Source organism: Flammeovirga aprica JL-4 (genome assembly GCF_012844305.1).
Classification (GTDB): domain Bacteria; phylum Bacteroidota; class Bacteroidia; order Cytophagales; family Flammeovirgaceae; genus Flammeovirga; species Flammeovirga aprica.
Genome location: NZ_JABANE010000013.1, coordinates 56,921 through 76,464, shown reverse-complemented (window position 1 = coordinate 76,464; position 19,544 = coordinate 56,921). Strand labels below are relative to the sequence as shown.

Below are 19,544 nucleotides of genomic sequence, written 5' to 3'. Positions count from 1 at the left end.
TAGTTTTATGACCTTAGCCAATCCTGGAATGAAGTATGGTGGCTTTTTTAATTATTCAAAATTCAATGCTCTAAAGCAGATACCGGAGGAGTATCTTCCAAAATCTCATTTCTTTCAAACTACACCCACCCTTCAAGAGGTAAAATCGACAATGAAACAATTGGATTTAAGTTTTCCAATTATTTTAAAACCTGATGAAGGAGAAAGAGGTAGCGGAGTAGAAAAGATAAAATCTGATGCTGAAATTGAAAAGTATTTATCTGATAATCCATCAGGTGTCATTCTCCAGGAGTTTATTACAGCCAATTTCGAATACGGTGTGATGTATGTGAGGCACCCTTCTCAACAAAGCGGTCAGATCACTTCAGTTGTTTATAAAGGTGAACTTTTTGTAGTTGGAGATGGAAAAAGTACGCTGATTGAATTATTTAGAAATCACAATAGAGCGATACTTTACATTGATTTCCTTAAAGAAAAATATAGTGAGGAGTTAGAACGTGTGTTGCCTGATAACAAAGTATTTATGCTTTCTAAAATGGGTAATCATTGTAGAGGAGCTATTTTTAATGACGCCAATTACTTAAAAGATGAATTAGATATTCGTGTTTTTGATAAAATATCGTCTCATGTTGACGACTTTTATTTTGGTCGATATGACTTGAAAGCTGAAAGTGAGGAAGCATTGAAGAAGGGGCATTTTAAAATAATGGAATTAAATGGCGTCAATTCTGAACCCGCACATATCTATGATCCAGACAATTCAATTTTAAGAGCTTATAAAGACTTATTTTCTCATTGGTGGAAAATATATCAAATCAGCAAAGAAAACAGAAAGAAAGGCTATCAAGAAACTTCATTCCCAATTTTAGTAAAGTCATTAATGCAGAGGTGATCGTTTACAGTGTTTATTGTAGAAGTATCCATTCACTACCTTCATTCATGTTGATATCATTATAAAATGATTACTTTTGCATCCTAGCAAAAAGGAATAACATGTATCTAGAAAGGCTTTATCTAAAGAATTTTAAAAATTACGATGAACTCACCTTAGAATTAGAAGATGGGATAAACTGTATCATTGGTCCAAATGGTATAGGAAAAACCAATCTAATTGATGCTGTTTACATGTTATCCATGACAAAAAGTGCATTTAGTTTTACTGAAAACCAAAATGTAAAACATGGTGCTAGTGATTTTGCTCTTTCAGGACGATTCAAAACAGAAAATGATTTAAGTACAGTCATCTGCCAATATGATAAGTCGAAAAAGAAGATAAGCCTTAATGGGAAAGAATATAACAGGTTCAGCGAGCATTTCGGTAAATTTCCTTGCGTACTTATTGCTCCTAATGATACAGATCTATTAAGAGAAGGAAGTGAAGTGAGGAGAAGGTACTTTGATAGTGTAATTTCCCAATTTGATAAAGAATACCTTCAATCTCTCATTAATTATCAAAGAGCATTATTGCAAAGAAATCAATTACTTAAGAACTTTGCAGAACAAAGACAAATTCCGAATAAAGAATGGGTAGCTCCTTACGATCATGTTCTTTTAAAAGAAGGGCGAATAATTCAAAATAAGAGGAAGTCTTTTATTGAAGAGTTTATAGTAAGTTTCAAAGAGGCTTATGAGACTTTGGCTGGAGAGGAAGTAGCGGATATTAATTATAAATCAGATTTTGGAAGTGATACTATCTTTGAAGAAACCTGGCAGAAAGATATTGCATTGCAAAGAACTACAAAAGGTATCCACAAGGATGATTTTGATTTCAGATTAAATGCTTATCCGCTGAAGAAGTTTGGATCTCAAGGACAACAGAAATCGTTTATCATTGCCTTGAAACTAGGGCAGTTTTTGCTGCTTAAAAAACAACTTCAGACAAGTCCGATATTGTTATTAGATGATATTTTTGACAAATTGGACGACATTCGGATCAAAAAATTGCTTGGTTTAATAAAAGAAAAGAAATTTAGTCAGATTTTATTGTCAGATGCTCGGCCTGAACGGTCTAAAACATTGATAGAGCAGATTTCAATGCCTTGTAATATCATAGAATTAAAAAAATGATTTAATTTTGAGTGACGACAAAAAGATAAAGTATAGGTTTAGGAAAGTAACCCCAATTCCCAAAAAGCACGAGACGATAAGTGTTGCTGGTGCGATGCAGGATTTTGTGAAATCTTTAAAAAAAAGTCACAGTTATAATCAAGCATTGATTGAAAAAGTTTGGGAAGCGGAATTAGGTACGCCAATTGCTTCACGAACTATGAGCTTGAAGTTAAGAGGAAAAATACTTTACGTTCGCTTGTCAACTCCTACGCTGAAGAATGAATTGACGATGGCAAGAGAAAGAATTGTCAGAAAATTAAACAGGCGTTTGGGAGCTGAAGTTTTAACAGATATAAAATTTGCATAAATAACTATTATATATAAGATGAATAATAATTACGTGGTGATCATGGCCGGTGGTATTGGAAGTAGATTCTGGCCATTCAGTAGAGAAAAAAGACCCAAGCAATTTCAAGATATTTTAGGAGTAGGACGTACAATGATCCAACAAACTGTTGATAGATTTGAAGGAGTATGCCCTAAGGAAAACATATATATAGTTACCAGTAAGGATTATAAAGAAATCACAAAGGAACAATTACCTTTCCTTTCTGATGACCAAATTCTTTTAGAGCCTTGCAGAAGAAATACAGCACCATGTGTTGCTTATGCCGCTTACAAGATCGGGAAAAAAGATCCTGATGCAAATATTGTAGTAGCACCTGCAGATCATGTGATTTTGGATGTGCCAGAATTCCAGTTGAGAGTAGAGAAAGCCTTACACTATGTTGCCACTCATGATATTTTAATAACACTAGGTATTCGTCCAAATAGACCTGATACAGGTTATGGTTATATTCAAGCTCTCAATGATGAAAGGTTAGAGGTTTTATATAAAGTAAAAACATTTACAGAGAAGCCAAACGAAGAACTTGCAAGAGCCTTTGTTTTAAGTGGCGACTTTGTATGGAACGCAGGTATTTTCGTTTGGAATGCCAAAGCAATCAAGAAAGCAATAGAAACACACCTACAAGATGTTCATCAATTGTTTAGCAGTGCAGAAGAATCTTTCTACACTTCATCAGAAGAACAGAAAATAGACGAGCTTTATCATCAATGTAGAGATATTTCTATTGATTACGGTATCATGGAGCATGCAGAGAATGTATATGTCATGAGAACCGATTTTGGTTGGTCTGATTTAGGAACGTGGAAATCTCTGTATGAACAAGCAGATAAAAACCAAGAAGAGAATGTTCTTCACGGTAATGTGATGTCTTATGAGACATTTAATACAATTGTAAAAACACCAAAAGACAAACTAGTAGTAGTACAAGGTCTTGAGAATTACATTGTTGCAGAATACGATAATGTCTTGATGATTTGTGAAAAGGACCACGAGCAAAGAGTTAAGCAATTTTTGGCCAATGCAAAAGACCAAAAAGGCAAAGAGTTTGTCTAAAATTTTTTAATTCCAGAACTATAACAAATAATGAATAAGACTATTGGAGTAATAGGTTTAGGGTATGTAGGATTACCACTAGCCGCTGAGTTTGCAAAACAGAAAGTAAAAGTTGTTGGTTTCGATATTAACTCTGAAAGAATCAATGAACTGAATAAAGGTGTAGATCATACTTTAGAAGTTTCATCAGAAGAGTTAAGAGAAGCTCAGGAATTTATCCAATATACTTCTGATATTGATGATTTAAAGACAGTAGACATTTATATTGTTACTGTTCCTACTCCAATAGATGAATATAAAACACCTGATCTTACTCCGCTTAAAAAAGCCAGTGAGACCGTAGGTAAAGTACTCTCTTATGGAAATATTGTAGTCTATGAATCTACAGTCTACCCTGGTTGTACTGAAGAAGTTTGTGTACCTGTATTAGAGAAGGTAAGTGGCTTGCAATTCAATGAGGACTTTTATGCAGGTTATTCTCCTGAAAGAATAAACCCAGGTGATCATGTACATAGAGTACATAATATCATGAAAGTAACTTCTGGATCAACTCCAGAAATTGCAGAAGAAATTGATCAAATGTACCAAGTAGTGGTAAAAGTTGGTACGCATAAAGCTTCTTCCATCAAAGTAGCTGAAGCAGCAAAAGTAATTGAGAACTCGCAAAGAGATCTGAATATTGCATTTGTAAATGAGCTTTCAAAAATCTTTGATAAAGTAGGTATAGATACTTTAGATGTATTAGAAGCTGCTGGTACAAAATGGAACTTTTTACCTTTCAGACCCGGTTTAGTAGGAGGTCACTGTATTGGTGTTGATCCATATTACCTCACTTACAAATCTGAGTCACTCGGTTATCATCCAGAAGTGATTCTTGCAGGCAGAAGAATCAACGATGGAATGGGAGCACATGTAGCTAATAAAGTGCTACGTCTAATGATGGAAAAAAATGCATCCATCCAAAAAGGAACAAAAGTATTGATGCTAGGTATTACCTTCAAAGAAGATTGTCCTGATATTAGAAACTCAAAGGCAATTGATGTAATCCGTGAGTTACAATCTTTCAATTTAGATGTAGAGGTATATGACCCTCATGCTGATAAAGAAGAAGTATACGAAGAATACGGAATCAATTTGCTATCTGAAATAGGAGATAATTACAGTGCCATTATTCACGCAGTAGCACATCAAAGCTTTAAAGAAGAGATCGATTGGAAAGCATTGAATGAATCAGGTGCAGTGATATACGATGTAAAAAGTGTAATTGATAAAAAATATATTACAGATCGCCTTTAATCATGCTCACAAAGAAGAAAATATTAATCACAGGAGTAGCAGGATTTATAGGTTCAAACTTACTAGAAAAGTTTATTGAACAGGATAATACTATTGTCGGTTTAGATAACTTTTCTACAGGAAAACCTGAAAATATTGAACCATTCCTAAAGTCAGATCATTTCACTTTTATTGAAGGTGATATTAGAAATTTGGAAGATTGTAAAAAAGCAGTTGAAGGTGTAGATATTATTTTTCATCAAGCTGCTTTAGGTTCAGTTCCTCGTTCTATTAATGATCCTATCACTTCAAATGCAGTAAATGTCTCTGGTTTTTTAAACCTACTTTCTGTTGCAAAAGATGAAGGGGTAAAGCGCTTTATCTATGCCGCAAGTTCTTCTACATATGGTGATCACCCTGATTTACCAAAAGAAGAAGATAAAATAGGGAAACCATTATCACCGTATGCAGTAACTAAATATGTTAATGAGTTATATGCTGATGTGTTTTCGAAAACATACGGTATAGAAACAATTGGCTTAAGATATTTTAATGTTTTTGGTAAAAGGCAAGATCCTTTTGGAGCCTATGCCGCTGTAATTCCAAAGTTTGTAATTTCTCTATTAAATGGGGAGTCACCAACAATAAATGGAGACGGTGAAACATCAAGAGACTTTACATACATAGATAATGTTGTACATGCCAATGAACAAGCGGCAATAACAGAAAATCAAGAAGCAGTAAACCAAGTGTATAATGTTGCTTACGGAGAAAGAATCAGTTTGAATACTTTGTTTGCATTAATTCAAGAATTTTTAGGGGAGTTTGATGAAAATATTCAAAAAATTCAACCAAATTACGGTCCTGAAAGAACTGGTGATGTAAGACATTCTTTAGCGTCTATCGAAAAGGCGAATAAATTGATGGGGTATAACCCTCAATTTAATGTCAGAAAAGGCCTAGAGAATGCATCGAAATGGTATCATGATAATTTAAATATTAAGAGCCACTCATAATTATTTTTTGCAAAATAGAATTTAACAGGTTTCTTATTAAAGTAATTTCTGAATTCTTCTAGTATATTTGCACACTTAAATATTTGAGATCTAACCTTTATGGAAGAAAATAAAAACAAATCAAACAACCAATCTACATCCAATAACGACGAAATTGATTTACTCGAATTGTTTTCAATAATTGGTGATAAGGTCAATGCCTTTGTTAATAGTGTAGGAAAGCTTTTTTTGGGGATAATCCTATATTTTTACAACATTGTTAATAAGTGGAAAATACTTATTGCTTTAGCTATAGTTATAGGAGGAGTAATAGGTTATATGACTAAAAATACCTCAAAATTTTATTCTTCCAAAGCTACAGTGAATTCTAGGTTTTTGAAAGGAGTTGATTTTACAACTGAAGTTAATGAGTTGAATGCACTATGCACTGATGAGGGAAGGCCAATGTTAGCCAAAGCTCTTAATATACCAGTTGAAACTGCAGAACTTATTTCTGAAATAACTGCCACAAGTTATTTTAGGTTATATAAATATGGAGCAATTGAAAATAATCATTTAGCAGACTCTCTATTAATGAACAGTTATGATAACGAAACACGCTTTGAAATCATAGTAAGTTCCATAGATCCAAATATTACAAAACAATTGATTCAACAAGGTTTTGAATATTATTTCAATAATAATGTTTATATAAAGAAAAACTTAGATGTCTATAAAAAGAACCTTGATATAAAATCTGAAAGCTTTATAGAAGAGAAAAAAGAACTGCAGGACTATAATCAAGCTTACAAAAAAATCATAGACTCTCAGGGAGATTTAATACAGCAAGGCAGACCTAATAGGGGTAATTCTAATGTTGTATTAATGTCTACAGATCAACAAAATGATAGTTATATTAGACAAAGTGGTGAGCTAGCTTTTGAAGCCATGCAAAAAAGTAGAAGAGCGGACGATAGTATTGCTATTATTAGAAGAAAGCTATCATTACTCCAACCTGTAGAATTTGTAAACAGATTCTCAGAATTTTATACCGTATCCCTATCAGCAAAAGGTAAAACGGCCTTAGGAATGCTGGCAGGTTTTATATCTATCATAGCTTTTGCTATCCTAACAGACATCAACTCTTATCTAAAATCCAAAGCTAATTTGAAAAATTAATGCTGTTATGAAAAAAGAAATCAAAAACATCTGTTGTATCGGAGCGGGTTATGTAGGTGGACCTACAATGGCAGTAATTGCCCTGAAAAACCCTCACATTAAAGTGAATATTGTTGATATTAACGAGCAACGTATTCAAGATTGGAATGATACAGATCTAGATAAACTACCTATCTACGAACCTGGCTTATCAGAGGTAGTAGAACATACAAGAGGAAGAAATTTATTTTTCTCTACTGATGTGGAGCAAGGTATCAGAGATGCGGATATGATTTTTATATCTGTAAATACCCCTACAAAAACCTATGGAAAAGGAAAAGGTCAAGCGGCTGATTTAAAATATATTGAACTTTGTGCACGTCAAATTGCAAGTATAGCACAACGAGATAAAATAGTAGTAGAAAAATCGACACTTCCTGTAAGAACAGCAGAAGCGTTATCTGATATTCTATCCAACTCTGAAAGTGGCTTTAATTTTGAAATCCTTTCAAACCCTGAATTCTTGGCTGAAGGTACAGCAATTGATGACCTATTAAGTCCAGATAGAGTATTAATAGGAGGAGATAACACAGAGTCAGGCCAAATAGCAAAAGATACTTTATCTTCAATTTATGAAGCTTGGGTTCCAAAAGAAAGGGTATTACAGACAAACGTATGGTCTTCAGAGCTTTCTAAATTAACTGCAAACGCATTCTTAGCACAACGTATTTCATCAATCAACGCTATGTCAGCTTTATGTGAAAAAACAGAAGCGGATGTGGATGAAATTGCACGTGCAATTGGTATGGATAGTAGAATTGGACCAAAATTTTTAAAATCATCTGTTGGTTTTGGAGGTTCATGTTTCCAAAAAGACGTCTTAAACTTGGTTTATATCGCAAAATCTTATGGACTTGATGAGGTCGCTGAATATTGGGATCAAGTAATCAAGCTAAATGATTACCAAAAAAGACGTTTTGCAGATCGTATTATCAAAGAATCTTATAATACAGTCTCAGGTAAAAAAATAGCCTTCTTTGGTTGGGCATTTAAAAAAGATACCAATGATACACGTGAATCAGCCGCAATTTATGTTGCAGATCATTTATTAGATGAAGATGCTGAAATTGTTATTTACGATCCTAAAGTAACTGAAGAAAGAGTATATGCTGATTTAGAATACTTAAATAATCATTCTTCTGAATACATTAGATCAAGAGTAAAGATTGTAAATAACCCTTTTAATGCAGTAGGTGATGCTCATGCGATTGCTGTTCTGACAGAGTGGGATGAGTTCAAGGATTATAATTGGGAAAAGATTTATTCAAAAGTACTAAAACCTGCAAATATATTTGATGGTAGAAATATTTTGGATAAGCAAGAACTGAATACATTAGGCTTTAATGTTTATAATATAGGGAAGTAATGAAGAAAATATTAGTAGTTTTTGGAACTAGGCCTGAGGCAATTAAAATGGCTCCGCTTGTTAAAGAGTTTCAAAAAAATAGTGTTGATTTTGATACAAAAGTATGTGTAACAGCTCAACATAGAGAAATGTTAGATCAGGTTCTAGAATTTTATGAAATAGAACCTGATTTTGATTTGGATTTAATGAAACCTAATCAAAACTTATACTCATTGACAAGTGACATTATTGTTGGTATGAAAACTATTTTAGAAGATTTTCAGCCTGATTATGTATTTGTACATGGTGATACAACAACAACAATGGCTGCTGGTATAGCAGGTTTTTATTCGGGAGCTCAAGTCTGTCATATTGAAGCAGGGCTAAGGACTTATAATAAAAGAGCTCCTTTCCCTGAAGAACTTAATAGGCAAATAACAGGTAGAGTTGCAGATTATCATTTTTCCCCTACTATTACATCGAAACAAAACTTACTACAAGAGAATACATCTGAAGATAGGATATTGGTTACTGGAAATACCGTGATTGATGCATTAATGTTTAGTGTTGAAAAGGTAAAGCAACTTGAAGGAAATCAGGAAATAGAATTTCTTAAATCCATTATTACTCCTAATAGAGATTTGATCTTAGTAACAGGTCATAGGAGAGAAAATCATGGACAAGGCTTTTTAAATATTTGTACTGCTTTAAAAGAAATAGCCGAAACTACAGGAGTACAAATAATATACCCTGTTCATCTAAATCCTAATGTTCAAAAACCAGTATATGATATTTTGGGAGGTATAGATAATATTAAATTAATAGATCCATTATCTTACCCTGCATTTATTTGGTTAATGAATCAGTCAAAATTAATTATTACTGATAGTGGTGGAGTTCAAGAAGAGGCACCATCTCTTGGAAAACCTGTTCTAGTAATGAGAGATACTACTGAAAGACCAGAAGCTGTTGAAGCAGGGACAGTCTTATTAGTAGGAACTAATGCTAACTTAATAGTAAAAGAAGCTACTTCATTACTTTCTGATCATCATAGATATGAAAAAATGAGTGCGTTACATAACCCTTATGGTGATGGAAAAGCATCAGAAAGAGTAGTGGAATTTATTCTAAACAATAACTAAGAAACATTATAATGAATCCGGAAGTAGTAATGGTTGGCTTAGGTTATATAGGCTTACCTACAGCGGCGTTAATCGCACAAAATAAAGTAAAAGTTCATGGTGTTGATGTTAATCCACATGTGGTAGATACTATCAACCAAGGTAAAATACATATTGTAGAACCTGAACTAGATAAAGCAGTAGCTGATGCTGTAAAAGAAGGATATTTAAGTGCAGATGTAAAGCCTATTGAAGCAAATGTTTATCTAATAGTTGTTCCTACACCTTTCAAAGGTAAAAATGAACCAGATATCTCATTTGTAGAAGCAGCAACTAAAGCTATTTTACCTTTATTAAAAGAAGAAGATTTATATATAATTGAATCTACTTCACCAGTGGGTACAACTGAGAAAATGGCAAACTTAATTTATTCTGAAAGGCAAGAATTAAAAGGTAAATTAAATATTGCATACTGTCCGGAAAGGGTATTACCAGGTAATGTAATGTTTGAGTTAGTCAATAATGATAGGGTAATTGGAGGTATAGATGAAAAATCAACACAAAAAGCGTTAGCTTTTTACAGTCAATTTGTAAAAGGAGAACTTCATGCTACAAATGCAAGAACTGCCGAAATGTGTAAGTTAGTAGAAAATTCTTCTCGTGATGTACAAATTGCTTTCGCAAACGAATTATCTCTGATCTGTGATAAAGCAGGCATCAATGTTTGGGAACTCATCAATTTAGCAAACAAACACCCTAGAGTTAATATATTACAACCTGGCTGTGGTGTAGGTGGTCACTGTATTGCCGTTGATCCTTATTTTATTGTATCTGAATATCCAATGGAATCTCAAATTATTGGTAAAGCAAGAGAAATAAATAACTATAAAGCTTTTTGGTGTGCTGAAAAGATTCAAAATGAGAAGCTGAAATTTGAATTAGAGCATGGTCGTAAGCCAAATATTGCTTTAATGGGGTTAGCTTTTAAACCTAATATTGATGATTTAAGAGAATCTCCTGCTAAATATATTGTGCAGAAAGTATTACAAAATGCAAATAATGATAATTATTTCATTGTTGAACCAAATGTGAAAGAACATAATATATTTAAATTAACTGATTATCAAAAGGCAGTGAATAAAGCTGATATCGTGGTCTTTCTAGTTGCACATGATGAATTTAAGCAACTGAACTTAGAGACAAAAAAAGTACTTGACTTTTGTGGAGTTAAAGTTTAATTAAAATAGGGTGAAACTTTATTTCACCCTATTTTTTTTCATGTTATATGTAATGATAAATCTTAATAAATATTTGAAGTCTGATTTTAATCAAAATGTATTAAAAATTTTTTCTGGATCAACAATATCCTCTTTAATCCCTTTATTATTTATGCCAATATTGTCAAGAATGTATCTACCCTCTGAATTTGGTAAATATGCTATCTATAATGCTATTATTGCAATAATGATAAATTTTTTATCAGGAAAGTATGAAAGAGCTATTACTGTAGAAGCTGACCTTAATAAGAGTAGATTGTTATCCGTAATTTGTTTTATTCTATCTGTTTGTTTAAGTATTTTATTAGTTCCTGTTTATTTATTAATATCACATTTTTTAGAGATTAATATATTAATAATAGTATTAGGATGCTTTTTTAACTCGATATATCAAACTTCAAATTTTATCTTTATAAAAGAAGGTTTATATTCAGATTTAGCAAAGAGAGATATTTATAAAAGTACTTTTCTTATCTTATTACAGATTGTGTTTTTTTATACTTTTAAAAGTATTAATGGATTAATAATAGGACAATTATTAAGTACTTTTTTGATTATTCTTGTATCTTTTTTTAGGATGTATCAAAAAGATATTTTAATTAAAAACTTAAATATTAAAGAAATTATCGAATTGCTAGTTCTGTATAGCAACTTTCCCAAGTTTACTATATTTAGTAATGCTTTGAATTCTTTAACCAATCAGTTGCCAGTGTTTTTTTTAAAAAAATATTTTTCTGATAATAGTATAATAGGTAACTACTCTATGTCATCAAAGGTTGTATCAATACCAAATAGATTAATCTCAAACTCAATTTCTCAAGTATTTAGGAATGAAGCGGCAATAGAATATAATACTATTGGAAATTGCAGAGATATATTTGTTAAAACCTTAATCAAATTATTACTATTATCTATATTTCCTTCATTAGCATTACTATTTTTTGGTAAAGACCTTTTTATATTTTTTTTTGGTGATAATTGGAGTTTAGCAGGGGAATATGCTCAAATTTTGTCACCATTTTTATTTTTTAGATTTATATCTAGTCCAATGACAGATGTTTATCATATAGTTGGTAAACAAAGTTTAGATTTGTTGTGGCAAATGCTTTTATTTACTTTAATAGTATTATCAGCTATTATTTCTATAAATTTAGAATCGTCAAAATCTTTCATAGTACTTTTTTCGTTATCATATTCACTTGCTTATATTATCAATTTAATATTAACTTTTCGTTTAAGTAAACAAAAATGAATTTGAAAATATCATACTTTAAATTTTTATTAGTTTATATTTTTGTAATATTAATTCTTGATATATTAACTCCATTTCGGTTGTTAATTTTTATTTTTTCAAATGCATATTTAATTCTAGGATTATTAATAAATAAGATTCAATTTGTTAAAATTGAAAAAATAATAGAGATTTCTTTTGTGATAATATTTTTTCTTATTCAGTATTTTTTTTTAAATGCAGATCTTATATGGCTTGTTAAGATAATAACTTTTTATATATCGTATAATTTATTGCGTTATTGTCTACTAAAGATATCTAGAGATCAGATGGTGAAACTATCCAAATATCTAATATTGATATTTATGAATCTATTTATCATTATTTATACATATAGCCTTTTGGTGGGTAAAATTGCATTAAGAGAAATAGGTTTTTTTGAACATGTTAATTTGCTTGGTAATGTTATTGTGTTTTTATTGATATTAATAATATATTTTGATTTACCACTTAAATATAAGATAGCATTAACTTTGATAGGTTTTTTGTCAACCTCAACTGGATCTTTTTTAATTACTCTAACATCTTTCTTACCAATAAGACAAATAAATGTTAGAACATTTTTCTTTTATTTCTTAGTTTCTGTTTTTTCCTTCTTCTGTTTTTATCTGTTATTATTAACCTTTAATCCAATTCTTCACAATAAAGTATTTGGAATATTTAATGTTTTTCAAGAATTATCTTTTAATGAATTTTTGTCTGAAGTTAGAAGAGGATCTTCTGTTCAAGAAATCAATAAATCAGTAACTAGTTCATTAGTTTGGAGAGTATATGCATGGTGTAAATACTATATTTATTTTTTAGATAAAAGCAGTTTATGTAGTATGATTTTTGGTCATGGGGTAATGAATTTTAAGTTAGTTTGGGATGGAATAATGCCTCATAATGACTTTATTTTAATCTTATTTGATTTTGGTTTAATAATTTTTGGTCTGTTTATATACACAGTATTTAAAATCGTTTGGATTTCTTGTAAGAAGAAAAATCTGGTTATATTATTTATCTTATTACTATTCATTTTACGTCTTTTTACTGAAAATGTTATTTATTCATATTATACATTTCAGATATTTATTTTAATTTTTGCAATAATTAAAACATCATATGAAAAAGAAAATTTTATGTATAACTGCAATGTACCCTTTGGATCAAAATGATAATTTATCAGGAATCTTTGTAAAAGAGCAGTTAGATGCAATTGAAGATAATTCTGATTATTTTTTTGAAGTTTTTAATTTGAGGCAGTATTCTACATTTTATAGATATACAGTAGCACAGTTAAAAATTATTTTAAAAATTATTCGATTTAAATATTCAATAATACATATTCACTACTCAATTTCTGGATTATTCTTATTACTTTTCAAGCCTAAAAATTTAAAAGTTATAATAACATTCCATGGTAGTGATATTCTTGAAGGAGATAATTCACTTAAGAAAAATATTCAAACTTATTTATCAAAAATACTAGCTAGAAAAGCTGATAATCTAATTGTTGTTAATTCAAAAATGAAAGATATTTTATTAAAATATAATACTAATATTTCTATAATACCGTGTGGGGTCAATGTCAATTATTTTAAAAGAACAAAAAATGAAACTTTTAAACAAAAACATGGGAGTAACTTAATTAAAATAATCTTTCCTTCAGATCCACTAAGAAAGGAAAAAAATTATAAACTGTTTAGTGAAATAATTGAACGTTTAAGAAAAAGAAATAAAGATGATATTGAGGTGATAGCTTTTAGAGGGTTAAGTAGATCTGAAATACGCAGGGAGTTAATTGAGGCAAATTGTTTACTGTTAACATCAATTTCAGAAGGATCTCCACAAGTAGTAAAAGAGGCTTTGGCATGTAATACTCCTGTGGTTTCTAGAAAAGTAGGAGATGTTGATGTTGTTTTAGATAAAGTGGATGATTGTTATGTTATTAGTGGAGATAATGTTGATACTTATGTAAAAGCAATTGAAAAAATCCTTGAGAAAAAGACTAATTTAGCAGAGAATTCGATCAATAAATTAAAAGAGTTAGAGCTAGATAATGAAACAATTGCAAGGAAAATTGTCAAGTTGTATGATTAATATTTTTAAGACTGATAGTATTAAAAAAAGTTTATTGATTATAACTTTTTGTTTACTATCATTCATGATGTCTATAGATACTGGCTATTATAATATATCGTTAATATTAGTTGTAATATCGTATGTGATTTATTTTCTATCCTCAAAAGGTTGTACTAGTGTAGATATTAGGTATCGTAAACATCTAATAACATGGGGAGTATTTATTTTTATTCAGATTTTCCTATTATTCAAGAACCAAAATATAATTGAAGCAGGGGCAAAGATAATTGATAGTGTTCATATACTTGTTATAGGGATATTATTTTCAATAAACTTTCACGATTTTAAAATACCCTATGGAAATCTTTTGAAATCGTTTATTGCTGGTGTTATGCTAATCTCACTCAAAATAAACTATTGTGTTATACAACATATTTTTGAGAATGAAGAGCCTTTATATAGATTAATAACCCATTACCATAGGAATTTTATTATTGAAATCGTACCAGATATAATGCAACCATTATATTTATCATTTTATGTACTGATTTCTATTTTACTAGTTATTTTTTATTTTAACGGTAAGGTGTTTCTGCGATTTTTAATTAGTATTTACCTGCTATTTATAATTTATATTTTATCTACAAAAAGCAGTGTTTTATTGATATTTACTCTCTTTTATTTGTTTTTGTTGACAAAAATATTGCGTAAGATTAATGTTTCAAATCAATTAAAAATGATTCTAACTTTAATATTTAATTTATTTATTCTCTGGTTACTTGTATCTGTATTGCCTGGTATTGCTTCGGAGTTAATTAATGAATTAAATGTTAAATTTTGGTCTCAAGATACATTATCTAGAATACTTAATTTTATAAGTGAAGGAGATAATGCTAGAATTCAAAATTGGCAAAGTGCCCTTAAATTATTTATACAAAATCCTTGGTTAGGGGTTGGAGGTGGAGATTATTTAACTTCTTTACAAAATATTAGAAAAACGGATTCTTGGGCATATTTGAATAATGCTCATACTCATAATCAATATTTAGATATTTTAATATGTTATGGTATTATTGGGTTTATACCTTTTGTTACTTTTATTCTGTCACACTTATATAAATCTTTTCAAAATTTAAAAGTAGACATTTATTCTTCTATAATGATTTCTTTTTCTTTATTCATGTTTATTGAAAATATTTTATATAGACAAAAGGGAGTTGTTATTTTTGCGTTCTTTTACTTTATCTTTGTAAGATATTCAAATAATAAAATTAAATGAAGATATTATTAGTATCGTATTTTTTTTATCCTGAAAATTCCCCAAGGGCTTTTAGAGCCTATGAACTTATTGAAGAGTTTGTAGAGCGTGGTTATAGTATTGATTTAATTTTGCCTAACAAAAAAATCTTTTATTCTAATATATATAAAAGAAAAAATGTTAATGTAATATTAATTGGCGATCTTATAGAAGAAAAAAACTCTTCAAATGTAAATCATAATTTACTATCAATAAAAATAAATGAATATTTAAGAAAAGTAATTAATTATTTTTATCCATTTTTTTATTTTAAGAATTTTATCAATTCACTATCGTTATATTTATCGAATTTAAATAGAGGTTATGATATAATTTTTTCTAATTCATTTCCTTTTGCTGTTCATTATGGTTTGTATAAGGGACTAAAGAAAAATAAGAAATTAAATAAATCGAAATTGAAAATAGCTGAATATAGCGATCCCTTTTTTTTTCAAAGTTACATTAAAATAAATCCCATATATAAATATCTTGAGAAGATGGTATTAAAAGAATTTGATTATATATTTATCCCAACAGACAAAGCAATTACTAGCTATACTTATTATAAAAAACAATCTAATATTAAAGTTTTTCCTCAAGCATTTAATTTTGAAAAAATAACGACAAAAAAATATTCCGGCAATAGTATTCCAACATTTGCATATGCAGGACTATTTTATTCAGGTATGAGAGATCCGTCGTCTTTTTTTGAGTACTTATGTCAAAGAGAGGAAGATTTTAAGTTTATCATTTTTAGTAGGGAGCTAAATGATAAATTTATAGAAAGATATAAAAAAAAGTTAGGAAGCAAATTAATTGTTCACGTTAATGTACCAAGATTAGAATTAATAGAGAAGTTGTCTGAAATGGATTTTTTGATAAATATCAATAATATTTCTAGTAATCAAGTTCCTAGTAAATTGATTGATTATTCACTTTCAGGTAGACCGATATTATCTATATCACAGCAATTTGATCCTGAGATTTTCGAGAATTTCTGTCATAAGGATTATTCGCAGCAAGAGGAAATATGTTTAGATGACTACCGAATACAAAATAATGTCAATAGATTAATAAGGTTATATAATGAACATACAAAAAATTAAGACAAATTTCTTTTTGATTATTTATTATTCAATAGTTTCAAAATTACCTTCAAACACATCTATATTTGTTGGTTTATTCATAAGAAAAATCAGAGGTTTCGTTTGCTCTCAAATATTTAAATATTCAGGAGACAATATAGATATAGGTCGAAACATTTATTTTGGAAATGGAGCTGATGTTGAGATAGGTCATAATTCTGGTATTGGTAATGATAGTCGAATTACTAATAATCTAGTTATTGGTAATGATGTTATGATAGCACCAAATTTGGTTGTATTAGGACCAAATCATAATTTTGATAGATTAGATATACCAATGAATAAACAAGGAGTTTCAAAGAAAACATTAGTTAAAATTGAAAATGACGTTTGGATTGGTACAAACGTTATTTTAGGAAATAAAATAACAATAAAGAAAGGTAGTATTATTGCAGCAGGAAGTGTTGTTACTAAAGATAATAAAGAATATTCTATTTATGGAGGGAACCCTGCTTCTTTAATAAAGTATAGATATGAGAAAAATTAAAATAATAAATACAATTATTAATTCTTTGACGTTAAATGAAACAATAGATCTAATTATTTCAACTATTAATGAAAAGAAGTCAATTAATCATACAGTAGTAAATGCAGGAAAGATAGTTCTTATGCAATCTGACAAAGTACTTGCTCAAAGTGTTAATGAAGCTGATGTCATCAATGCTGATGGACAATCTATTGTATGGGCTTCTAAAATACTAGGTCAACCATTGCCTGAAAGAGTTGCTGGTATTGATTTAATGGAGGAACTTGTAAAAGTTGCCGAAAAAGAAAATTTCAAGATTTTCTTTTTTGGTGCTAAAGAAGAAGTAATAGCAAGTGTAGTAAATAAATATTCAGAAAAATATTCCACAGATATTATTGCTGGATACCGTAATGGTTATTTCAAAAAAGAAGAAGAGAGAACTATAGCTGAAGAAATAGCTAATAGTGGAGCTAATATTCTTTTTGTTGCTATTAGTTCTCCAACTAAGGAAAATTTTTTACATCAAAATAGAGATATCCTTTCAAAGGTTAACTTTACAATGGGGGTAGGTGGTAGTTTTGATGTTGTGGCTGGTAAAGTTAAGAGAGCTCCATTGTGGATGCAAAAATTAGGACTAGAATGGTTTTATAGATTTTTGCAAGAACCTAGAAGAATGTTTAAAAGGTATTTTGTAGGAAATACTAAGTTCATTATGCTTGTTATTAGAGAGTTATTAAGAAAATAATAGATTAAATCTACTACTAGTAAGTCATATTTTTATATTTTTGTGTGGTAATTTTTTAGTTCATAAATATGACAGGCAAATTAAAATATCTCCAACCATTCAATTTTGTTCTTGATTTATTACTGTTAAACCTATCAATAGTGTTAGCTACATTATTAAAGTTTAATGGTTTACATCCTTTGTTGGAGAAGGACCCTTATACCATGCTATGGATTTTTGCAAATCTAGCATGGATCATCATTTCATTATCTTTAAAACCACATGCTTTTCAAAGAACTAAAAGGGTTACAAAAGTATTAAGAAGCTATACTTCTGCATTAATATGGCATGGAATGGCTGTTTCTACTTTTGTTGTAGGGATTAAGTTTGCTAATGTCTCAAGAGAGTTTCTACTCAATACCTATATGATATGGACACCAATTGTTTTCATAGTAAAAGTAATTGGTATCTATGCTGTACGAATGTATCGCCGACAAGGTTTTAGTTACAAAAATGTAGCAGTCCTCGGTTACGGCCCATTAGCAGTAGAAGTTAGAAAATTCTTTAGAGTTCACCCTGAATTTGGTTTTAGGTTTTTAGGTTTCTTTGATGATAAGTCAACGGAAATGTATGTTAAAGGAAAACTTTCAGAGTTCAAATCCTTTGCTATAGAGAATAGCGTGAATGAGGTTTACTGTTGTATTCCTTATATTGAATATGAATTGATTCGTGAGCTAATTGATTGGGGAGAAAGTCACATGATTAAGGTGAAGCTAATTACTGATTTTAGGGGTTTTGCTTCTAAAGGGATTACTTTGGAGCGATATGATGAAATTCCTGTATTGGATGTTTCTCCAGTTCCATTGGATGACCAACATAATCAGCTAATGAAAAGAGCTTTTGATGTGGTATTCTCTTTTTCTGTAATAGTTCTATTGATGTCTTGGTTAACACCATTGATGACATTAATTATAAAACTAGAATCTAAAGGACCTGTTTTCTTTAGACAGAAAAGAACAGGGAAAGATGGTAGAGCATTTTGGTGTTACAAGTTTAGGTCAATGGCAGTGAATTCTGATAGCGATGCTAAACAAGCTACGAAGGGTGATATGAGAATCACTAAGGTTGGAGCATTTATTCGCAAAACTTCTATTGATGAACTTCCACAGTTCTTTAATGTATTTATCGGTAATATGTCTGTGGTAGGGCCAAGACCTCATATGTTGCGTCACACTGAAGAATATTCTAAAGTGGTTGAGAAGTTCATGTCTCGTCATTTAGTAAAACCTGGTATTACGGGTCTTGCTCAAGCAAGAGGATATAGAGGAGAAACGGAAAACGATGAGTATGCAATGAAAGGACGAGTGAAGCTTGATCGATTTTATGTTAATAATTGGAGTTTATGGTTCGATGTTCAAATAATTTTTGATACAGTGATGGGGATTGTAAATGGAGATGAAAAGGCTTATTAATAACCTTTCATTAAGAAAATATTTAAAAGAGTCATAAACCTGTAATTTTAAGGTTTGTGACTCTTTTTTTGTTACGAAATTTTCAATAACACAATGCACCATTTTCAATTTCATAAAAGTGAAAAAACACTTGAAAATAATTTAGTAAATATTTGTAAATAAATTGTTTAGCGGTTAATATTGAATAAATATAGAAAACAAGAAATAGAGTCATTGTACTCTGCTTCGGTTCATATAAAAAAGCTAAACTATTTCTGTATGCAAGCAAATTATTTGTTATGCTCTCACTTAGCTAACAGGCATCAAATAATCACAAGTTATGTTGTATATATCTTCTTTTGAT

18 protein-coding genes are annotated in these 19,544 nt (G+C 30.0%); all 18 read left to right on the top strand.

All coding sequences use genetic code 11. From position 1 onward, the window contains the following. Positions 1-7: 7 nt before the first annotated feature. The 18 genes from HHU12_RS06860 to HHU12_RS06775 all read left to right on the top strand — a co-directional run bounded on the left by HHU12_RS06860 (position 8) and on the right by HHU12_RS06775 (position 19,201). Positions 8-892, top strand: a complete 885-nt coding sequence (locus HHU12_RS06860) for an ATP-grasp domain-containing protein (RefSeq protein WP_169656013.1) — start codon at positions 8-10, stop codon at positions 890-892. Positions 893-993: 101 nt separating this feature from the next. After that, positions 994-2,067 carry a DNA replication/repair protein RecF gene (gene recF, locus HHU12_RS06855; RefSeq protein WP_169656012.1) on the top strand — a complete coding sequence of 358 codons (1,074 nt, stop codon included), beginning with the start codon at positions 994-996 and terminating at the stop codon, positions 2,065-2,067. A gap of 7 nt (positions 2,068-2,074) precedes the next feature. Next, the gene (locus tag HHU12_RS06850) at positions 2,075-2,416 is read left to right on the top strand and encodes a DUF721 domain-containing protein (RefSeq protein ID WP_169656011.1); all 342 of its coding nucleotides are present in this window, start codon (positions 2,075-2,077) and stop codon (positions 2,414-2,416) included. A gap of 18 nt (positions 2,417-2,434) precedes the next feature. Beyond that, entirely contained in the window at positions 2,435-3,511 is a 1,077-nt protein-coding gene (locus HHU12_RS06845; protein WP_169656010.1) for a mannose-1-phosphate guanylyltransferase, read from the top strand. A gap of 30 nt (positions 3,512-3,541) precedes the next feature. Next, positions 3,542-4,807 carry a nucleotide sugar dehydrogenase gene (locus tag HHU12_RS06840; protein WP_169656009.1) on the top strand — a complete coding sequence of 422 codons (1,266 nt, stop codon included), beginning with the start codon at positions 3,542-3,544 and terminating at the stop codon, positions 4,805-4,807. A 2-nt stretch (positions 4,808-4,809) separates the two neighbouring features. Next, positions 4,810-5,802 (top strand): SDR family oxidoreductase, encoded by a 993-nt coding sequence (locus HHU12_RS06835; RefSeq protein WP_169656008.1) that lies wholly within the window; start codon positions 4,810-4,812, stop codon positions 5,800-5,802. Between the two features lie 99 nt (positions 5,803-5,901). Beyond that, positions 5,902-6,960: a hypothetical protein gene (locus HHU12_RS06830; protein ID WP_169656007.1), complete on the top strand. Its 1,059-nt coding sequence runs from the start codon at positions 5,902-5,904 to the stop codon at positions 6,958-6,960. Between the two features lie 7 nt (positions 6,961-6,967). Then, positions 6,968-8,365, top strand: a complete 1,398-nt coding sequence (locus HHU12_RS06825; RefSeq protein WP_169656006.1) for a nucleotide sugar dehydrogenase — start codon at positions 6,968-6,970, stop codon at positions 8,363-8,365. Further along, positions 8,365-9,486 carry a non-hydrolyzing UDP-N-acetylglucosamine 2-epimerase gene (gene wecB / locus HHU12_RS06820; RefSeq protein WP_169656005.1) on the top strand — a complete coding sequence of 374 codons (1,122 nt, stop codon included), beginning with the start codon at positions 8,365-8,367 and terminating at the stop codon, positions 9,484-9,486. Before HHU12_RS06825 ends, wecB begins: the two co-directional genes overlap by 1 nt. 11 nt (positions 9,487-9,497) lie before the next feature. After that, on the top strand, positions 9,498-10,703 hold the full coding sequence (gene wecC, locus HHU12_RS06815) for a UDP-N-acetyl-D-mannosamine dehydrogenase (RefSeq protein WP_169656004.1): 1,206 nt from the start codon (positions 9,498-9,500) through the stop codon (positions 10,701-10,703). A 52-nt stretch (positions 10,704-10,755) separates the two neighbouring features. Then, positions 10,756-11,994: an oligosaccharide flippase family protein gene (locus HHU12_RS06810; RefSeq protein ID WP_169656003.1), complete on the top strand. Its 1,239-nt coding sequence runs from the start codon at positions 10,756-10,758 to the stop codon at positions 11,992-11,994. Positions 11,995-12,338: 344 nt separating this feature from the next. After that, positions 12,339-13,190 (top strand): hypothetical protein, encoded by an 852-nt coding sequence (locus tag HHU12_RS06805; protein ID WP_169656002.1) that lies wholly within the window; start codon positions 12,339-12,341, stop codon positions 13,188-13,190. Continuing rightward, positions 13,138-14,115 (top strand): glycosyltransferase family 4 protein, encoded by a 978-nt coding sequence (locus HHU12_RS06800; RefSeq protein WP_169656001.1) that lies wholly within the window; start codon positions 13,138-13,140, stop codon positions 14,113-14,115. Before HHU12_RS06805 ends, HHU12_RS06800 begins: the two co-directional genes overlap by 53 nt. Beyond that, positions 14,075-15,376, top strand: coding sequence for an O-antigen ligase family protein (locus tag HHU12_RS06795; protein WP_169656000.1), 1,302 nt, complete (start codon positions 14,075-14,077; stop codon positions 15,374-15,376). The genes HHU12_RS06800 and HHU12_RS06795 overlap by 41 nt, the downstream gene beginning before the upstream one ends. Next, positions 15,373-16,500 carry a glycosyltransferase family protein gene (locus tag HHU12_RS06790; RefSeq protein ID WP_169655999.1) on the top strand — a complete coding sequence of 376 codons (1,128 nt, stop codon included), beginning with the start codon at positions 15,373-15,375 and terminating at the stop codon, positions 16,498-16,500. Before HHU12_RS06795 ends, HHU12_RS06790 begins: the two co-directional genes overlap by 4 nt. After that, positions 16,481-17,026: an acyltransferase gene (locus HHU12_RS06785; protein WP_169655998.1), complete on the top strand. Its 546-nt coding sequence runs from the start codon at positions 16,481-16,483 to the stop codon at positions 17,024-17,026. The genes HHU12_RS06790 and HHU12_RS06785 overlap by 20 nt, the downstream gene beginning before the upstream one ends. Next, positions 17,013-17,750, top strand: coding sequence for a WecB/TagA/CpsF family glycosyltransferase (locus tag HHU12_RS06780; protein WP_169655997.1), 738 nt, complete (start codon positions 17,013-17,015; stop codon positions 17,748-17,750). The genes HHU12_RS06785 and HHU12_RS06780 overlap by 14 nt, the downstream gene beginning before the upstream one ends. A gap of 68 nt (positions 17,751-17,818) precedes the next feature. After that, a complete protein-coding gene (locus HHU12_RS06775) occupies positions 17,819-19,201 on the top strand; it encodes an undecaprenyl-phosphate glucose phosphotransferase (RefSeq protein ID WP_169655996.1) in 1,383 nt (460 codons plus the stop codon). Positions 19,202-19,544 lie beyond the last annotated feature (343 nt).

Bases quoted from the DNA above. Each gene is read 5' to 3' on its own strand.
- wecC (WP_169656004.1), top strand. From the start codon at position 9,498: ATGAATCCGGAAGTAGTAATGGTTGGCTTAGGTTATATAGGCTTACCT.
- HHU12_RS06830 (WP_169656007.1), top strand. From the start codon at position 5,902: ATGGAAGAAAATAAAAACAAATCAAACAACCAATCTACATCCAATAAC.
- recF (WP_169656012.1), top strand. From the start codon at position 994: ATGTATCTAGAAAGGCTTTATCTAAAGAATTTTAAAAATTACGATGAA.
- HHU12_RS06845 (WP_169656010.1), top strand. From the start codon at position 2,435: ATGAATAATAATTACGTGGTGATCATGGCCGGTGGTATTGGAAGTAGA.
- HHU12_RS06835 (WP_169656008.1), top strand. From the start codon at position 4,810: ATGCTCACAAAGAAGAAAATATTAATCACAGGAGTAGCAGGATTTATA.
- HHU12_RS06780 (WP_169655997.1), top strand. From the start codon at position 17,013: ATGAGAAAAATTAAAATAATAAATACAATTATTAATTCTTTGACGTTA.
- HHU12_RS06790 (WP_169655999.1), top strand. From the start codon at position 15,373: ATGAAGATATTATTAGTATCGTATTTTTTTTATCCTGAAAATTCCCCA.
- HHU12_RS06775 (WP_169655996.1), top strand. From the start codon at position 17,819: ATGACAGGCAAATTAAAATATCTCCAACCATTCAATTTTGTTCTTGAT.
- HHU12_RS06825 (WP_169656006.1), top strand. From the start codon at position 6,968: ATGAAAAAAGAAATCAAAAACATCTGTTGTATCGGAGCGGGTTATGTA.
- HHU12_RS06810 (WP_169656003.1), top strand. From the start codon at position 10,756: ATGATAAATCTTAATAAATATTTGAAGTCTGATTTTAATCAAAATGTA.
- HHU12_RS06860 (WP_169656013.1), top strand. From the start codon at position 8: ATGACCTTAGCCAATCCTGGAATGAAGTATGGTGGCTTTTTTAATTAT.
- HHU12_RS06840 (WP_169656009.1), top strand. From the start codon at position 3,542: ATGAATAAGACTATTGGAGTAATAGGTTTAGGGTATGTAGGATTACCA.
- wecB (WP_169656005.1), top strand. From the start codon at position 8,365: ATGAAGAAAATATTAGTAGTTTTTGGAACTAGGCCTGAGGCAATTAAA.
- HHU12_RS06795 (WP_169656000.1), top strand. From the start codon at position 14,075: ATGAAACAATTGCAAGGAAAATTGTCAAGTTGTATGATTAATATTTTT.
- HHU12_RS06800 (WP_169656001.1), top strand. From the start codon at position 13,138: ATGAAAAAGAAAATTTTATGTATAACTGCAATGTACCCTTTGGATCAA.
- HHU12_RS06805 (WP_169656002.1), top strand. From the start codon at position 12,339: ATGAATCTATTTATCATTATTTATACATATAGCCTTTTGGTGGGTAAA.
- HHU12_RS06785 (WP_169655998.1), top strand. From the start codon at position 16,481: ATGAACATACAAAAAATTAAGACAAATTTCTTTTTGATTATTTATTAT.